The organism is Paenibacillus sp. p3-SID1389, from assembly GCF_025151705.1.
GTDB lineage: Bacteria > Bacillota > Bacilli > Paenibacillales > Paenibacillaceae > Fontibacillus > Fontibacillus phoenicis.
This window is the reverse complement of record NZ_JALXVO010000006.1, coordinates 110,846-128,436: the sequence shown is the minus strand read 5'-3', so window position 1 is coordinate 128,436 and position 17,591 is coordinate 110,846. Positions and strand designations below refer to the sequence as shown.

Genomic DNA, 17,591 nt, shown 5'->3' with positions numbered 1-17,591 from the left:
TTAAATCGTTATTTTGCGTAGGGTTGTCCCATTTGAGATTCATATTGCTATAGCTGATCCGCCAAATCTGGCTGCGCAGCTTCCGGATCGGCAACAGCAGATTTCGCGTAGAAAAATAAATATATACGAAAGACAACAGCATCAACGACGTAATCAGCAGAATGGACAAGTATTTCACCGAGTTGACGGGCCCCAGCACATCCTGCTTGGGTGTCACCAGATAGGTTGTCCACCCGGTGCTTTCCGACCGGGCGTAAGCTACATAGTTCCCGTGATCGTCCACATACACGCCGTCAACTGGATTTCGTGCGGTCAGCTCGGCAAGCTCCTCGTCGGGGATGGAACCGACCACCGGCTCACCATTCCGGTCCAAAATGTACACCTGGCCGCTGCCCACGCCTTGCGAAATTCTTTGCAAGAACGCATTGTCCAACAGGATGCTCAGATATCCGAATACGGTGCCGTTCTGATTATTAATTGAACGAATAAACGAAACGGCCTCTCCCTGCCGTTCCAGGATATATCCGCTGCCGCTCCAGCTTCCGTCGATGAGGCTCTTCTTCAGATAGCTCTCGAAAGAGGCCGCGTCCCCTTGTAACTCAATATAGGACACGATCTTGCGGCCGGCCTTGTCGTAAATCACCATATCCTTGATACTCATTCTGGGGCCGATGGCCTGAAACATCAGATCCTTCAGCCTGCGGCTTTGATTCAGCCGTTCGAGATTGACGTCGGTTTGATAACCTCTCTCCAGGATCGAGAAGAGGTCCTTGCTGGATAGGATCCGCTGTGACAGTTGGTTTTGGCTGTCCACATAGTCGTCGAGCTGCTGGCTCACCTTGGTCGCCGCCGCCAGCTTGGCCTCCACCGTTTTCTCCTTCAGCGGTTTGATGACGACCAGATTCACGTAGACGATAAAGCAACCAAGTATAAACAGAAGCAAAGCCACAAAAGTTAAAAAGACTTTATTTTGCAGGCTAAGCTGACTTCTGCGGAGGAAGAAAGGTTTCATGACGTTGGCTTGGGCCTCCTTTGGCTATGGCCAGGTTGCATTAGGATGGTTTAACTGTACCACTTCGCTTCACGTCATGACAACGGTTACAAGTTCACAATTTTACACCTCATCAGTCACCCTCAGACATGTACCTTAGACTCCCAGAAATCTATAATCAAGTTGCAAGCGCATTCAAAGACATATCAAACAGAGGGGGATTTGCCTTGAATTACGCACTGAAAAGAACAACCATCGCAGTCATCGCGGGTTTGCTGGCGCTATCGCTCGCAGCCTGCGGATCCGGAGGCGCCAAGTCCAACAACGCAGCACAAGACGGCAATAACAGCGGTGCCGCCAAGGGCGACAAAGTCACCATCGAGTTAGCCATCTCTAAGAGCTCGCAGGACTCCGCCTTTATCCAACAAGATATCCTCGACGAATTTGAGAAGCAGACGAACATCAAAGTTAATTTGCAGCTGATCCCAGCCGAGCAAACGACAACCGTCCTGCAAACGAAGCTGGCCGTTGAAGAAACGCCGGACATCATTCAATACAATCTGGCCAGCGCAACCACGGACCTAAATCTAGAGCGCAACTTTGAGATTCTTGATAACGAGCCTTGGGCCAGCCGGATTTTGAACAAAGACGTCCTTTCCGCTTACGGGCATATTTACAGCTTCCATGTCAGCCAAGATACAGGGATGCAAGGCGTTGTGTACAACAAGGACATCTTTGACGACCTGGGCCTGTCCATTCCGAAGAACTTTGAAGAGTTCCTCGCTGTCTGTGAGAAGATCAAAGCCAGCGGAGTTACTCCAGTATTTATGCCGTACAAGGACAACTGGGCCGCGAATATTTGGCCGGCTGCCGCTTTTGCGAACTTCGTAGCCAAGAACGATCCAACCTTCTTCGACGACCTGAACAGCAATAAGAAAAAATGGTCCGACATCCCAGAATTCCAAACGTTCCTGCAGCAGCAGTACGAGGTGTATAAGCAAGGTTACACCAACGCCGACGTTCTGAGCGACAGCTACGATATGGCGGTGGGTAAATTCCTGAACAAGGAAGTTGCCATGATGTTCATGGGCGACTGGCTGATCGAAGGCGTGCTCAAGCAGGATCCGAACATGCGCCTTGGCGTCTTCCCGATCCCTTCCGAGGAAGATGCAAGCCTGGGTGCCAGCCCGCTGGGCGGTCAGCTGTTCATTCCGAAGAAAGCCAAGCACTTGGCGGAAGCCAAAGAATTCCTGAACTTCTTAGGCTCGAAAGAAATCGCCCAAAAAATCGTCGATTCCAAAGGGTACGTGTCCAACCTGAGCGATGTCACTACGCCAGAATTGCCGGATTACAAGCAAGAAATCGTCGATAACTACATCACGCCGAAGAAAACCGTATTGACCACCGACGCCTACATGCTGGTTGACCGCAGCGAGCTTTATCGGCTGCTCCAAGACCAATTCGCCGGCGGATTAACCCCGGAAGAAGTGCTGAAGGCTTGGGACGAGAAGTTTAGTCAACTGATGGCAGATAAAAAAATCCCCGGTTTCTAAATCGGAAGAATGGCAGGCAGCATAAGTCCCGTCCGGGGGTTATGCTGCCCCAGTCCATAGTGGGGTGGAGAACATGAAATCAAAAGCATCGGTTAAAAATCTATATTCCTATTATCTCGTATTACCTGCGTTACTCATTTACACGATCTTTTTTGTCATCCCGGCGTTTACGGGCTTTTATTATTCCTTTACCGATTGGCGGCTGGATCGCCTGACGATCAAATTCATCGGATGGGAGAACTTCCAAAAGATCTTCTCCGATAAAACGCTGCTCCTCGCACTCAAAAATACCCTGATCTTCGCCGTCGTCACCGTGGTCGGGAAAAACCTGATCGGGATCGCCCTAGCGGTGGCACTCAATATGCGGCTCAAGACGCGGAACTTGCTGCGGGCAATTTTTTATTCCCCGTCCATCCTGAGTATCCTGGTCATCGGGATCGTGTTTACACCGATCTTGCGCACGGAAGGCGCGATCAACCGGATGTTCGATGCGGTTGGGCTGCACGCGTTAAGCCAAGCTTGGCTCACCAATCCGCATCTCGTCATTTGGACCATTGCCGTCATCTCGATCTGGCAGCATGCCGGCTTTCAGATGGCGATTTACTTGGCTGGACTGCAATCCATTTCCCAGGATTATTACGAAGCGGCCACCATCGACGGGGCCGGCTCCTGGAAAAAGTTCACGAATATCACGCTGCCGCTCCTGCTGCCAGCGATTAATATTAACCTCATGCTCACGCTGATCGGCGGTCTGAAGGTCTTCTCAGAGGTCTTCGTCTTGACAGGCGGAGGGCCGGGCAATGCTTCTCAAGTTGTCGGTACGATCATCTTGCGGTCCTTCGGCGAAGGAAGCTGGGGGCTGGGTACCGCCATCAATACGCTGTTATTCATAGCGGTCACGATCATTGCCATCCCGCTGCTCATCTTCATGCGGCGTAGGGAGGTCACCGAATAATGGGATTTACACGCAAACTCGCCATTCGTAACTATATTGTCGAAGGCCTTCTGCTGCTGGCTTCATTGCTGATTCTTTTGCCGGTGTTAATCATGATCTTTGGTTCCTTTAAGACGAGCGCCGAAGTGCTGGACTTCTCGCTTAAACTGCCCGAAAAGTGGATGTTCTCCAACTACGTGCGCGTTTTTGAAGAAGGCGGGCTCGCCCGGGCGTTCTGGAACAGCGTGTTGATTACCGGCATTTCCTCGATCATCAACATCGTGGCTTCCTCGGCCGCCTCCTTTATTCTGGCGCGGCGCGAGACGAAACTCGCCAATACGCTGTACATGTATTTCTTTATGGGCCTGATCGCCCCGATGTCGACGATCACGACCATCCGGATCGTGCAGGCGCTGGGCTTCTATGGCAGCATCACCAGCGTTATTCTGATCTACGCTTCGCTGAACACCGCCTTTAGCGTGTTTCTGTACAGCGGGTTCATTAAGACGATCCCAAAAGCGCTCGATGAAGTGGCGTTCCTGGAAGGCGCCAACGTGCTTGGCGTATTCTTCCGGATCGTAACGCCGCTCATCCTCCCGGTCAACGCCACCGTTGCGATCATGGTGTTCATGTCGGTGTGGAACGACATCACGATTCCGCTGTACTTCCTAACCGACAGCTCGACCTGGACGATGCCGCTGTCGATCTACAATTTCTACGGCAAGTACAGCCGGGAGTGGAACCTGATCTTCGCCAACCTCGTGCTGACTTCGCTTCCGGTATTCATTCTCTATCTGTTCGGCCAAAAATACATCGTCAGCGGCCTCACGGCCGGCGCGGTGAAGGGCTGATCGTCACTTTTGAAGCGAGCCAGGGAAGGAATTCCGGGCTCGCTTTTTGTACTTACTGTAACGGACCGAAATGACGTTATTTCTCTATTTCCCGACCATTTCCCGATTTAACGGACACTCCAGCCCTTATTTGCCACAACACGGTGGTGTAGGACAGAGATTTGCCCCAATAACGTCATCTCAGTCCGTTAGAACCCGATTCCCCACGGATCAGGGGAAATAAAGGCACTGGAGTCCACTAGATCGACTGCTCCCGCCCCATTACTGCCACCGTTCTGGTTTAGCCTTACGCCTTACCCTGCGGCATCCATATCCGGTAGTTCCCGCTCAGCGCCAACAGCGCAAACAAATACAGACAATTGTCGTAATAGCGGCGCTTGCCGGTGCGGACCGGGGTGTTCCAGAACAGCTCAACGCATGCTTTGGCTTGGGGGCCTTCGTCCGCCAGCGAAGCCATCGCGTTGGTTGCCAGCAACCCAACCGGATGCAAAGCCGGTTCCTCAAACGGCTCCCCCGAGATCGTGTAGCGGCGATAATCCTCCGGTTCTTTATCAGTGAAAAACGCCTGAATCTTGCCCACAGTCTCCCGCTGCCAAGGATCGGCGGCAAACCATTCCCAGTCGAGGCCAAGATTTGCCGCAACCCGATACGCATCGCTAAAGAAGTGGCCGTACCCCCGCTCATTATTCGGCGTTCCATCATAATATGCATACTCCGGCGCAAGGCCGGTGACCGGGTGGCACGCAAGGTGCAAATATTGCCGGCTCGCCTCGGCCGCCTCCTTCCAGAACGAACGGTCCTCTGGATAAGCCCACAGCGCAAACAGTTCATAGAAATGAGGAAAATGTTAGGAAGGATCGGAAAACTCACAGTTCGGAACAAATTTGATCAGCTTGTTGTCCGGATTCCACATCGGATAACCTGTTCCGTCTTCCCCCTTATGCAGGCAGGTGCGCAATAAGTCCCGAGCCTGGGTGCCGTAGTCGAATGGCGACTCCCGGTCGCCCCAGCGATGGGACGCGAACAGCAGCGCCAGTGCAAAATATTCCTCCCCGTCCGGCGCCGGCCCGTTCGATAGACGCTTGCCGTCCGGCGCACAGGACCAGGCAAAGTACCCGGCGTTATCCCCTTCAGTCAGGTACATATAGGTTTTCGCCCATTTCCAAAGCCGGTCGAACACATCCTGGCGGTCGTACTGAACGGCCATCATCATCCCGTAGGACATTCCCTCCGTCCGCACGTCCAGATTGCCGGTATCCAACATATAGCCCATATCCTCGCCGGAAGGGTAATAGATACGCGTCTCCTCGTCTCCTTCAAATAACTGCTTCCACGTTTCATCCAACCGGCGCTGAATCGCCTCTTCCCCATAACCGTATTCGGCCAACAAGTTCCGGTACGTTCCCGTATAGTAAGCCCCTTGACGCTCCATCATCCCTTCGCCTCCTCCTCGAGTACAGCTGGTTTTGTCGTGATTTCAACGTTAAGGTAACACGCTCCCCCGCACAATTCCATGTGCATTTCGCGCTTATATTTATCCAAATCGAGCCATCATGAAAAAAAAGCCGCACAGTCAAGGTCGGATCAACTCCTCCCATTACTGTGCGGTTCGATTAGGATAACAAGGGAATCCGATCGCGGTAACGAGCGATCAACTGTCGGTTTCGCTCATCAGCCCCGTCGATATTTCCGCTTAAGAATACGGAAGGCTCATAGCCCTGATCGATCATCATCACGATCGCCTCAGCAAAGATGCCGTTCAGAACGGCAGCCCCGATCACCGTTGACGTCGGCGCAAACGGATCCGGCACTCCCGGATAGGACATCACGGTGTCGCCCTTCACAGCATAATTATCGATGGCCAAGTCGACGGCCTCGTATAAATGCTTCCCGCTGACATGCCGAGACAGTTGGCTCTGCGAATACTGGAGCGAGGTGATGCCAATCGTGCAGGCCCCCTTCCGAACAATTCCCCAAGCTCTTCGGCTATTTGCGTCGCCGCCTTGAACTGGAGCGTTTCCCGTAAGGCCGCCTTCTCCTCTTCATCCAACTGAACCGTGTGACCTTGCTTCATGCGGTTGGCGGACAACCAGATGCGCAGGGTCAAATGCATAATCGTCTCGTCCGTCCATTCCATGCCAATCCGCTGCTCCGTGGAGACGATTATCCGGTATACGGAGGCCAGCTCCTCTTCCCGGAACGCTGAAAAGTGACGCCGGAATAAATCCGCGTGGATGAGGCCGTCGATGGTGGGAGACGAAGGATTCCAGTCGGCATACAGCAGTTGCTCGAACAAGAAGCGTGACAGGGCGGCCCTAATGTCTTTCTCATTCCCCTGAATAAAATAGCCCTGTTTTCTGTCGAACTGGATGCTCAGCGCGTAAGCTTCATTGCTGCGGCTGCATGGATTGGGCCATGCTCGGAAGCTGGGATCGCGAGGATTCGGGGAGCAAGAAGCCCCGGCTGCGCACATACTGCACGGGAGCTAGCCCGCCTTGGCGAAGCCAGTGATTGATTTTGTCCATATCATAGTAAATCGTCCGCTTTGAGACATGAAAGACGTCCATCAATTCCTGCACCTAAAATTGGATCAAGGGGTATTCCTACCTCAACCGCGCAATTGTTGTATTTTCGATGTTTGCAAATTTATACGGAAGGAAACATGCGGCGTGCATCGATTTCCTCTTGCTAACCAGCGGTTTCCATACTACCATACAAGTATGGTAGATTAACTGCATCAAAGAAGAGCATGAACAAGAACAAGATTGAACTAGAACAACTGCTAGAGCAGGGCCCCGGCCTAAAGGAGGTGAAAGGATGAGCGACAAATGGCTAACACAGACGGGATCGGCGGGTAACGCCGTATATGCCAAGCTGAAGGAACAGATCGTCACGCTAGAGCTGCCTCCAGGGACAACGCTATCTGAAAAAGAGATGTCTCTAGCCTTTCAGGTGAGCCGCACCCCGGTTCGGGAGAGCTTCGTGCGGCTGGCGCAGGAAGGGCTGGTGGTCGTCCTGCCGCAGCGCGGCACGCGGGTATCGCTGATCGACCCCGAGCTCGTGGAGGAAGCGCGGTTTATGCGGGAACAGCTGGAGCGCGCCGTGATCCGGCTCGCCTGCGAACAGTTCCCGGAAGCGTTGCTGACCCAGCTGGCCGACAACTTGGCCCGCCAACAGGACAGCATCCGCCGGCACGACAACCATGCAATGTTTGCGCTGGACGAGGAGTTCCACCGCATTCTGTTCGCCGGCTGCCGCAAGCTGGGCACCTGGGACGTCATCCAACAGATGAACGCCCATCTGAACCGGACGCGGGTGCTGTGGCTGACGACCGATCCGCATTGGGAAAATCTTTACGAGCAGCATCAAGCCATGTACGATGCGATGGTTGCCCGCGACGCCCATCGGGCCGACCGGCTGATGATGGAGCATTTGCAGCTCAGCATCTCCAATTTACCGGTGTTGCAGGAGCGGTATCCGGACTATTTTAAGCAAAGTTAAAAAAAAACATCTCTACCCCAAATAACAAGATAGGCGGTGAAGGTAAAGTATGCGTATGACATTTCGTTGGTTCGGCGAAGGCAACGACACGGTCACGCTGGATCAGATCAAGCAAATCCCCGGAGTCGAGGGCCTCGTATGGTCGCTGCACGACGTCCCTGCCGGAGAAGAATGGCCCATGGACAAAATCGAAGAGGTGAAGCGGCAAGCGGACCGCTACGGGTTTCACCTCGATGTTGTGGAAAGCGTCAACGTGCATGAGGACATCAAGCTGGGCTTGCCATCGCGCGACCAGTATATCGAAAACTACAAACGGACGATCGAGAAAGTAGCCAAGGTGGGCGTCAAGGTGATCTGCTACAACTTCATGCCAATCTTCGACTGGCTGCGGACGGATTTGCATAAGCCGGGGGCGGACGGTTCGACGGCGTTATTTTATGAAAAAGCCCGCATTCACAATATCGATCCGTTTGAGCTGGTGAAGGTCATCAACCAAAACAGCGCGCTGACGATGCCCGGCTGGGAGCCCGAGCGGCTGGAGCATTTGACCTCCCTGTTTGAGGCGTACCGAGGCGTCACAGAAGAGGATTTGTGGCGGAACCTGGAGTATTTCCTGAAGGAAATCGTTCCGGTGGCTGAGCAGCATGGAATCAAGATGGCTATTCATCCGGACGATCCGCCGTGGTCGATCTTTGGGTTGCCGCGCATCATCACGAATCAGGAAAACCTGCGCCGCTTCCTGAAGCTCGTCGATAGTCCATCCAACGGAATTACCTTGTGCAGCGGATCGCTTGGGGCTAATCCGGACAACGATATCATCGCTATGATCCATGAATTCCATGACCGGATTCCGTTCGCCCATATCCGCAACGTGCGCGTGTTTGATAACGGCGATTTTATGGAAACGTCGCATCGGACTCAGGACGGCACCGTCGATATTGCCGGCATTGTGAAAGCGTATTATGACACCGGTTTCACGGGGTATGCCCGTCCTGATCACGGCCGCCACATTTGGGGCGAAGAATGCCGACCGGGGTACGGCCTGTATGACCGGGCGCTCGGCATCATGTATCTGTGGGGCTTGTGGGACGCCTATGCCAAGCAAGCCGGCCAATTGAACTAGTCCAGGATCATCCTTTATTTATGGTGAAAAAAGGAGTGAAGCAACCGATGAGCAACTTGCCAGTACATCCTGCATTGGCCGGCAAAACGGCCGTCATTACCGGCGGCGCCGGGGTGTTATGCCGGGCGATGGCCCGTGAGCTGGGCCGCCAGGGGGCGAAGGTGGCGATCTTGAACCGCACGCTCGCCAAAGCCGAAGCCGTGGTGGATCAAATTCGCACCGACGGCGGCGTGGCTGCGGCATTTGCCTGCGACGTGACGGATGTCGAGAGCGTGAAGACGGCGGAGGCCGCGGTGCGGGAGCTATTTGGCCCGTGCGATATCCTCGTCAACGGAGCCGGCGGCAACAATGCCAGCGCCAATACGACAAATGAGATTTTTCGGCCGGAAGATGTCACGAATCCAGAGGTCACCAGCTTTTTTGACCTGAGCATCCCCGGCGTGCACGGCGTCCTGGATTTAAACTTCATGGGGACGTTGATCCCGACACAAATCTTCGCCAAAGACATGATCGGGCGCCCCGGCGCTACGATCATCAACATCTCCTCCATGAGCTCGTACAGCCCAATGACGAAGGTTCCTGCCTACAGCGCGGCAAAAGCGGCGATCAACAACCTGACGCAGTGGCTGGCCGTGCATCTGGCGGAATCCGGCATTCGCGTGAACTCGATTGCCCCGGGATTTTTCCTGACTGAGCAGAATCGCAGCTTGTTGACGAACCCGGACGGGTCGTTAACTGAACGCTCGAACAAAATCATCACCCATACCCCGATGCGCCGATTCGGCGTGCCGGAGGATTTGCTGGGTACGCTGCTGTGGCTGGCAGATGCTGAAACGTCCGGATTTGTGACCGGAACGGTGATTCCCGTCGACGGCGGATTCATGGCTTATTCGGGTGTTTAAAAGGTACGCGGGACTCGATGAAGAAGGAGATGGGTTAGAAAATGGCTGACTTTCAAGTGATCAACGAGCTTCCCGTCCGGGACAAAGCGATTGCCTTCACGTTCGACGACGGCCCCAATCCGCTGTACACCCCGCAAGTCTTGGAGATCTTCCGGGAGGTGCAGGGCAAGGCAACTTTCTTTATGATCGGCACGCAGATGGAAAAAAGCCCGGAAACCGCCAAGGCCGTCCACGAGCAAGGCCATGAGATCGGCAACCACACGTACACGCACCCGCACCTGCCCGATCTCAGCCCGGAGGAATGCCGCCGGGAACTGCAGTTGACGGAGGAGCTGATCCAGCAGGTCACCGGGGCGAAACCGAAGGTCTTCCGCCCGCCTTATCTCGCTGCCTCCGAGGAGGTTGCTGCCATCACCGCCGGTGAATTCGGTTATCCCGCGATTGGAGCGGTCAACGGCGCGGCGATGGACTGGGAGATGCCCGGCGTGGCGCACATTGTGGAGAAGACGCGGGAGCAGGCTCGCCCGGGCAGCATCCTGCTGTTCCACGACGGCTTCGACGACCGTTCCCAAACCGTGGAAGCCGTGCGCATCCTGGCCGCGGAACTGACAGCCGCCGGATACCGGCTGGTCACGGTCAGCGAGCTGCTGGCGTTAAGCAGAGCTGCGTTGGAATAAGGCAAAAGGCCAAAAGGAACCTCACGAATGAGGCGGTCTTTTTGGCCTTTTTTCTGTTCGGATGTATAACGAAATGTAAAAGTGCAGGCGAATCTTGTCGAATGTACCTTGTATCGGTGGATGAAATGCAAAAGTACAGTTCATTTAACCGCCTAGGGCCCATTTTTCTTCAAAACCCGCTTACTCAACTGCATTTTTACACTTAATCTCGCAGAAAAGCCGATTTTCCTCAAAATGAACTGCACTTTTGCAGTTAGTCTATAAGCAAGGGACAGTGGGGCGGTAGTAAGTTAGCAACCACCCATGACCTCCCTCGCTTCACGACCCGTAGTACACCTCCGCCTGATGCTCAAACAACTGCAGCTGCTCGCGGACGCGCACCACCTCGCCGACGACGATCAGCGCCGGATTGCTTAGCTTCACGGCGGCGGCCAGCTTGTGCATGTCGTCCAAGGTACAAGTGAACGTGCGCTGCCGGCAGGTCGTACCGCGTTCGATCAACGCCACCGGCGTTGAAGCCGACTTGCCATGGCGGAGCAACTCCTCGCGGATGGCGCCGATTTGGCTGACGCCCATGTAGATCGCCAGCGTGTCGACGCTATGCGCCAGCAGGTCCCAGCGGATCGGCGTCTGATCGCCCTGGCAGCGGCTGCCGGTCACACAGGCGAACGAGGCGGCCGCCCCGCGATGCGTCAGCGGCACGCCGGCGGAAGCCGCCGCGCCCAGCGCTGATGTGATGCCGGGAATCACCTCATAGGGGATTCCCGCAGCGGCCAGCGCCAGCGCCTCCTCCCCGCCGCGCCCGAAGACGAACGGGTCGCCGCCCTTCAGGCGCACGACCCGCTTCCCGTCCATGGCGTAGCGGATCAGCCAGCGCTCGATTTCCTCCTGCGGCATCGCATGGCGTCCCGGCGCCTTGCCGACGTACACCAGCTCCGCGAACGGCCCGGCGTATGGCAGCAGCTCTTCACTGACGAGGCGGTCGTACAACACGACCTCGGCTTCCCGCAGCCGGTTCATCGCCTTGACCGTGATCAACTCGGGGTCGCCGGGTCCCGCTCCGATAATACTTACCATCCCGGGGGGCTTCATAGGCGTTCCCCTGCCACGGACAACGCGCGGCCATCCGGCTCAGCCATTTCCGTTCCTGCAACCTGCGCGGCTACTCCGCGCCGCAAGCTGCCTTTTTGCGCCACATACAGCATCAAACCGGTGAACACGACGCCGCCCAGGAAGTTGCCGATCAAGACAGGAATTTGGTTCCACAACCACCAGTCGGCCATACTGACGTCCGCTCCCAGCATCATGCCAGCCGGGATGACGAACATATTCACGACCGCATGCTCGAACCCTTGTGCAAAAAAGATCAGGATCGGCAACCACATCGCTGCGATTTTGCCTGCCGTCGACTTCGAGGTCATCGCCATCACCACGCCCAGCGTAACCATCCAGTTACACAGAACAGCCTTGATGGTGACCAGCGCGAGACCGCTGCCGCCCATCTGCTTGTAAGCCAGCGTCTTCGCTTCGCTCGTCTGGATCAACATCTGCACAAGCGGGTGGGACAGGTCCGTGCCCATTTTCGTAATCGTCAGCCCATAGAGAACAGCATACACAGCACAGCCGATGAGATGCCCGAGGATCACCCATCCAAAGCTGGACAACATCCGCCCCGGCGAAGCCTGCCGTTCCATCACAGCCAGCGGGATCAAGGCGAAGCTGCCAGTGACAAGCTCCAGGCCCAACAGGACGATCATCACAAAGCCAACCGGGAAAATCACCGCCCCCACGATCCCCAGCGAGGTCTGTTGCGTCGCGGTAAACGCCAAGGTGGTGGCGAACGCCAGGATCGCTCCGCCCAAAAATCCTTTGACCAGCAGCTGCAGAATGCTGAGGTTGGCTTTATTTTTCCCGGTCTCAATCATGCTCCCTAGTACTTCTCCTGGTTTGACGTAATCCATGGTTCGTCCACTCCTTTATTCGCACTGCGATTCTCTATACGCTCTATACGCCCTATACGCTACAGTGAAATATATATAGCTCCGGTCGCTTCATCCACTTCGATCTCATAGACCGTGACCTCCCCATGGTCGGGCTCTTGGACACGTCCGCTCCGCAGATTGATCTTCCAATCGTGCAGGGGACAGTGCACGGCTGCACCGCACACCATCCCTTCTGACAACTTGCCGCCTTTGTGCGGACAGCGGTTTTCAATGGCGTGAACACTGCCGTCGCTGAGGCGGAAAATCGCAACCTCCTTCCCCTCAACAAACACCGTACGTGAACCAAGCCGATCAATGTCGTCCAACCGTGCCACTTGAATTTTAGTTATCATGGTATCTGCCCCCCAAAAAAGATCAAGAATTTTGCAGTTGTACGTCTCGCAGCGGTTCGAAGTTTTTACGCAGCTCCTGGTTTTCAATAATTTCTTTCCACGGGTCTGTCGTCCGGCTTAAGGTGTCCTGAATCCGCTCAGCCAGTGCTTTCCGTTCATCGGCTTGCTCCAACACTGCCTTGATGGCGTCCAATCCTACCCGCTCAACCCACTGCGCTGTCCGTTCGTTCCAGCTGGCTTGCTCACGGTAATGCTGCAAGAACGCTGCGGTCCATTCGACCACTTCATCTTCGGTCTTCACTACGCAGAGCAAATCTGCCGCCCGAACCTTCACACCGCCGTTACCGCCCACATAGATCTCCCAACCGCCGTCGATAGCCACAACGCCAAGGTCCTTAATCGTGGCTTCGGCGCAGTTCCGCGGGCAACCCGATACCGCCAGTTTAACCTTGCCGGGGGTGTTCAGGCGTTCAAACGTTTTTTCCAGCTGAATGCCCATGCTAATGGAATCTTGGGTCCCGAACCGGCAGAACGTGGAGCCGACGCAGGTCTTCACCGTCCGCAGCGCCTTGCCGTACGCATGACCGGACGGCATATCGAGCTCCTCCCACATTTTCGGCAAATCTTCCTTCTTTACGCCCAGCAGGTCAAGCCGCTGTCCGCCGGTGAACTTCACCATCGGCACTTGGTATTTCTCGGCAACCGCCGCAATTCGCTTGAGTTCAGCCGGTGAGGTTACACCGCCGTAAATCCGAGGCACCACAGAGAACGTCCCGTCCTTTTGAATGTTGGCATGGTAACGTTCGTTGGCGAAGCGGGATTCTTTCTCATCCACATACTCAGCCGGCCACAGCATCCCCAGGTAGTAGTTCAACGCCGGGCGGCACTTCGAGCAGCCCTCCGGCTCGCGCCATTCCAGCACGTTCATCACCTCGCGCACACTCTTGAGCCCCATCTCCTTGATGCTGGCGACAATTTCGTCACGGCCCAGCGGCGTACAGCCGCAGATGCCTTCCTTCACCGCTTTGACATCGCCTTCTGCATATAGATGCAGCAGTCCCTCGACCAGCGGTTTGCAGCCGCCGCAGGAGCCGGACGCCTTCGTGCACGCTTTGATCTCGCCGACGCTGGAGCAGCCGCCCTTCACCGCTTCGACGATGGTGCCTTTGGTGACGCCGTTACAGCCGCAGATGATTTCGTCGTCCGCCATTGCGGCCAACCGGGCATTCGGGGACGAGGCCCCTGCCCCGGCTTGACCCGGAGTAAACCCAAGCAGCAGCTCCTTCTCTTTCCCGGCTACGGATTCTCCGCTTTTGATCTTGGCAAATAACGATGGGCCGTCCGTTGTGTCGCCGAACAGTACCGCGCCGATGAGCCGATCGTCTTGCAGGACGATTTTACGGTACGTGCCCTCCAGTTCGTCTTGAAGGCGCAGCGAGCGCGTGCCTGGCGCATCATTGAAATATCCCGCAGAAAAAACATCTACTCCCGATACCTTCAGCTTCGTCGAAGTGACGGATCCTTCGTACGCGGCGGTTTCGACACCAGCCAGCCGCTTGGCCAATACACTGCCTTGCTCATAGAGCGGGGCCACCAGCCCGTAGGCGATGCCGCGATGCTCAGCGCATTCCCCAACGGCATAAACCCCCGGTGCGCTGGTTTCAAGATAATCGTTGACGATAATGCCTCGCGCCACATTAAGGCCTGCCTCTTTTGCCAATTCAATGTTTGGTTTGATGCCGACGGCCATCACAACGAGGTCCGCTTCCAACCGGCTTCCGTCTGCAAATTCCAGCCCCTCGGCCCGCCGTCCGCCGTAAATGCTGGCTGTTTGCTTTTGCATGAGGAACTTCATGCCTTGCGCTTCCAGCTCATGTTGCAGCATCCGCGATGCCGGCTCGTCGAGCTGACGCTCCATCAAGTAAGGATGGATATGCACGACGGTTACGTCCATGCCGAGATTAAGCAACCCGCGGGCCGCTTCCAGGCCTAAGAGACCGCCGCCGATCACCGCAGCTTTTTTATGTTTGCGGGAGGCCTCCATCATCAGCTCGCAGTCCTTGATATTGCGGAACCCGATGACACCATCTTTGCGTGCCCCGGGAATCGGTAAGATAAATGGATTGGAGCCCGTGGCCAAAATCAATGCGTCGTATTCTGCTTCTACCCCGGAGGCCGATACGACCTTGCGCTTATCGGTATCGAGCCGAACAACCTCATCGCCCAGATGGAGGTTGATGTGATTTTCCTCGTACCAGGCCAAATCGTTAATTACAATCTCCTTCATGTCTGCCCCGCCAGCCAACACCGAAGACAGCATAATCCGATTGTAGTTCGGATACGGCTCTGCACCGAAGACCGTAATCTCGTACGCCTCCGGAGCCAGCTTCAGCACATGCTCCACCGTGCGGATTCCCGCCATCCCGTTACCGACCAGCACCATCTTTTTCTTTTGGTTCATCTCCATCTCCCCTTTTCCCAAATTACCAAGAAAACACAAAAAGCCTGCTTCGCCCCTAGAGACACGCAGCTACACCACGTGATTTCTACGGATTGCGAAGACAGGCTCCATTGCCGCTTCTAGCGGGCACCCCATTGTACCCGGCATGATTACGATCGAATTTTTGAATAAACAAATTTGAATCAAGTGTTGAGTTGACATTAACTATAAAGGAGGTTGGAGGTTATGTCAATATACATTACATAAAATTGTGTGATTAAAATTTTTATGTCAGTTTTCATTACATTTGTATTGATTTTTCAGAAAAAAGGCGAGAAAATACATTTATCCTTTAAAATTTGAAATGTGATGTAAGGTTTTCTTTCCTCGCTGCAATTTCGCAGTTGCAGTTGTTGAAGTTATTCGTGTATCTCGATCCTTTATGACTTTAAAGCTAAACACCGCTTGGATTATGAAACAGATCGTTATGGATAGGAGGGATCCCTCTCGATGCGCTTCTTATTGGTCATTCGCGAAGCCGGTTTACCCGGGACTGCCTCGACAGATCCCCTGAAGTCTTTGCCCTTGGCTGATCCCGAAACCTTCCTCAAAACGAGCGGGTATCAAGTCTTCGCCTCCTGTCAGGAGCCGCAAATTCGCAAGCGGATCAAGGAGGTTGACGCTGCGGTGCTGGATATGCCGCTTGAGGGGATGCAGCGCTGGGGCAACACGCTGCTCAAGTGGAAGCCACTCCCGCTCCTCTGGTGGTGTAGCCCCGAGACGGCAAGCTCCTCATTGGAGGCATGTGAGACAGAGGTCCCCGTTGACGGCCTGCTCTCCCCGTCCATGACGGCATCGGAGCTGCATTGGGCGCTGCATTTCAGCGCTAGGCATTTTTTTGAGAGGCAAACCTGGCAGAATGAACGGGCGCAATTGGTCTCCCGGCTGGAGGAACGGAAGTGGATCGACATGGCCAAGAGTATCTTGTGCGACGTGAACAAAGTGTCCGAAGCCGAGGCTTACGACATGCTGCGCAAGCGGGCGATGAATGAACGGAAACGGATGGTGGATGTGGCGACTTCGGTCGTCAAAGCCCATCAGCAATTAAAATTTTGAACCGATCTTACAAACAAAGGGGGGCTCCCGATGACGATGACAGAAATCCTGAAGGAAGTAGGACGAGGCAAAAGAGGCGCCCGCGACTTGACCTATGAGGAAGCAACCGAAGCCGCCGAATTGATGATCAGCGGCCAAGCGACTCCGGCGCAGATTGGCGCCTTCTTTATGGCACAGCGGATCAAGCTGGAGAGCGTGGCGGAACTGAAAGCATTTGTGACCGTCTTTCGCAAACATGCCCGTCGCTCGCCGATTCCTCAGGGACTCGACTGTGCCGGACCTTATGACGGCCGCACCACCTCCTTTATGGCGACGTTTGCCACCTCCTTTCTGCTGGCTTCAGGAGGTTTACCCGTCACGCTGCACGGCACCCCGTCGCTCCCGCCCAAGTGGGGCGTGACCCTGACCGATCTGCTTGACGAGTTGGGCGTGGACAGCCGCTTGATGGAGTGGGCGCCGGCAGCCCGCCCGGCAGACTTCTCCGGCGTCCGGTTCGTGCCGTCTGAGGTCTGGTGCCCGCCGCTGGAGAAGCTTCGTCCGATCCGCGAAGAGCTGGGTCTGCGGACGATCTTGAATACGATCGAGAAGCTGCTGGACTTCAGCGATTCGCCTTATTTGGTGTATGGTGTATACCATAATACTGTGTTCGACCGGATGGCCCAGCTCATCGAGCAGCTGGATTACCGGAAAGCGTTGATCGTCCAAGGGGCACAAGGCTCAGAGGACCTGTTTATCGATCGGCCGACCCGCACCTATGTGGTGGGCAACGGTGAAGCGAAGCTGAACATTATCGATCCGGAAACGTACGGGCTGGACACCCCGCTGCCCGAAGAAGACGATACCGCCTGGAACGCAGCCAAACAGCTGCACGTTACCGAACAGGTGCTGCAAGGGCAAGCGCACCCGGCTTACGTAAACCAGGTGCTGCTGAACGGAGCGGTTCGCCTGGAGCTCGCCGGGCGCGTCGATTCGATCGAAGAGGGCATTTACACCTGCAAGGCCCTTCTGGACGACGGCAGTCCATGGGCGACTTACTGCAGTTGGCGCGACACGCTGCGCTTGGAGCAATCGGCCGCCGCAGAACGCGCAAAAGCCCCCCATCAAGCCTGATTTCAAGGCGAATGATGGGAGGCTTTCTCGAATCATTCACCTTATTCCCGGGAATCAC

General features: G+C 55.3%; 15 protein-coding genes and 2 pseudogenes. 9 read left to right on the top strand and 8 right to left on the bottom strand.

Annotated features, from left to right (window positions below; all coding sequences use genetic code 11):
• On the bottom strand, positions 1–1,012 hold a 1,012-nt coding region (locus tag M3G15_RS04490; RefSeq protein WP_260070200.1), incomplete at its 3' end, for a cache domain-containing protein.
• A gap of 206 nt (positions 1,013–1,218) precedes the next feature.
• Here M3G15_RS04490 and M3G15_RS04485 point away from each other — a divergent pair.
• From M3G15_RS04485 to M3G15_RS04475, 3 genes are all read left to right on the top strand, one after another.
• The gene (locus tag M3G15_RS04485; protein ID WP_260070199.1) at positions 1,219–2,544 is read left to right on the top strand and encodes an ABC transporter substrate-binding protein; all 1,326 of its coding nucleotides are present in this window, start codon (positions 1,219–1,221) and stop codon (positions 2,542–2,544) included.
• A gap of 73 nt (positions 2,545–2,617) precedes the next feature.
• Positions 2,618–3,499: a carbohydrate ABC transporter permease gene (locus M3G15_RS04480; protein WP_009223598.1), complete on the top strand. Its 882-nt coding sequence runs from the start codon at positions 2,618–2,620 to the stop codon at positions 3,497–3,499.
• A complete protein-coding gene (locus M3G15_RS04475) occupies positions 3,499–4,329 on the top strand; it encodes a carbohydrate ABC transporter permease (protein ID WP_009223597.1) in 831 nt (276 codons plus the stop codon). The genes M3G15_RS04480 and M3G15_RS04475 overlap by 1 nt, the downstream gene beginning before the upstream one ends.
• 286 nt (positions 4,330–4,615) lie before the next feature.
• On the opposite strand, the pseudogene M3G15_RS04470 reads toward M3G15_RS04475, so the two are convergent.
• The 3 genes and pseudogenes from M3G15_RS04470 to M3G15_RS04460 all read right to left on the bottom strand — a co-directional run bounded on the left by M3G15_RS04470 (position 4,616) and on the right by M3G15_RS04460 (position 6,896).
• A pseudogene (locus M3G15_RS04470) lies at positions 4,616–5,764 on the bottom strand (family 8 glycosyl hydrolase).
• Positions 5,765–5,942: 178 nt separating this feature from the next.
• Positions 5,943–6,290, bottom strand: a pseudogene (locus M3G15_RS04465) (phosphoheptose isomerase family protein); the annotation flags it as partial.
• 426 nt (positions 6,291–6,716) lie between these two features.
• On the bottom strand, positions 6,717–6,896 hold the full coding sequence (locus M3G15_RS04460; RefSeq protein WP_260070198.1) for a hypothetical protein: 180 nt from the start codon (positions 6,894–6,896) through the stop codon (positions 6,717–6,719).
• Between the two features lie 250 nt (positions 6,897–7,146).
• Between M3G15_RS04460 and M3G15_RS04455 the strand changes: the two genes are divergently transcribed.
• Genes M3G15_RS04455 through M3G15_RS04440 form a run of 4 tightly spaced genes read left to right on the top strand, consistent with a single transcriptional unit; the run spans position 7,147 to position 10,532 of the window.
• Positions 7,147–7,830 carry a GntR family transcriptional regulator gene (locus tag M3G15_RS04455; RefSeq protein WP_260070197.1) on the top strand — a complete coding sequence of 228 codons (684 nt, stop codon included), beginning with the start codon at positions 7,147–7,149 and terminating at the stop codon, positions 7,828–7,830.
• A gap of 49 nt (positions 7,831–7,879) precedes the next feature.
• On the top strand, positions 7,880–8,953 hold the full coding sequence (gene uxuA / locus M3G15_RS04450) for a mannonate dehydratase (protein WP_260070196.1): 1,074 nt from the start codon (positions 7,880–7,882) through the stop codon (positions 8,951–8,953).
• A 47-nt stretch (positions 8,954–9,000) separates the two neighbouring features.
• Entirely contained in the window at positions 9,001–9,855 is an 855-nt protein-coding gene (locus M3G15_RS04445) for an SDR family oxidoreductase (RefSeq protein ID WP_260070195.1), read from the top strand.
• Between the two features lie 41 nt (positions 9,856–9,896).
• Entirely contained in the window at positions 9,897–10,532 is a 636-nt protein-coding gene (locus M3G15_RS04440) for a polysaccharide deacetylase family protein (protein WP_260070194.1), read from the top strand.
• A 318-nt stretch (positions 10,533–10,850) separates the two neighbouring features.
• On the opposite strand, the gene cobA is transcribed toward M3G15_RS04440, so the two are convergent.
• The 4 genes from cobA to nirB are packed head-to-tail and all read right to left on the bottom strand — an operon-like array spanning position 10,851 to position 15,328.
• The gene (cobA, locus tag M3G15_RS04435; RefSeq protein WP_260070193.1) at positions 10,851–11,624 is read right to left on the bottom strand and encodes a uroporphyrinogen-III C-methyltransferase; all 774 of its coding nucleotides are present in this window, start codon (positions 11,622–11,624) and stop codon (positions 10,851–10,853) included.
• The gene (locus M3G15_RS04430) at positions 11,621–12,493 is read right to left on the bottom strand and encodes a formate/nitrite transporter family protein (RefSeq protein WP_028540337.1); all 873 of its coding nucleotides are present in this window, start codon (positions 12,491–12,493) and stop codon (positions 11,621–11,623) included. Before M3G15_RS04430 ends, cobA begins: the two co-directional genes overlap by 4 nt.
• A 59-nt stretch (positions 12,494–12,552) precedes the next feature.
• Positions 12,553–12,867, bottom strand: a complete 315-nt coding sequence (nirD, locus tag M3G15_RS04425) for a nitrite reductase small subunit NirD (RefSeq protein WP_174844452.1) — start codon at positions 12,865–12,867, stop codon at positions 12,553–12,555.
• Positions 12,868–12,889: 22 nt separating this feature from the next.
• The gene (gene nirB / locus M3G15_RS04420) at positions 12,890–15,328 is read right to left on the bottom strand and encodes a nitrite reductase large subunit NirB (protein WP_260070192.1); all 2,439 of its coding nucleotides are present in this window, start codon (positions 15,326–15,328) and stop codon (positions 12,890–12,892) included.
• 489 nt (positions 15,329–15,817) lie between these two features.
• Here nirB and M3G15_RS04415 point away from each other — a divergent pair, with 489 nt between their 5' ends.
• Complete coding sequence (locus M3G15_RS04415) at positions 15,818–16,423, top strand: ANTAR domain-containing response regulator (protein ID WP_028540340.1); 606 nt, start codon at positions 15,818–15,820, stop codon at positions 16,421–16,423.
• Between the two features lie 30 nt (positions 16,424–16,453).
• Positions 16,454–17,533, top strand: coding sequence for an anthranilate phosphoribosyltransferase (locus tag M3G15_RS04410; protein ID WP_009223579.1), 1,080 nt, complete (start codon positions 16,454–16,456; stop codon positions 17,531–17,533).
• Positions 17,534–17,591: the final 58 nt, after the last annotated feature.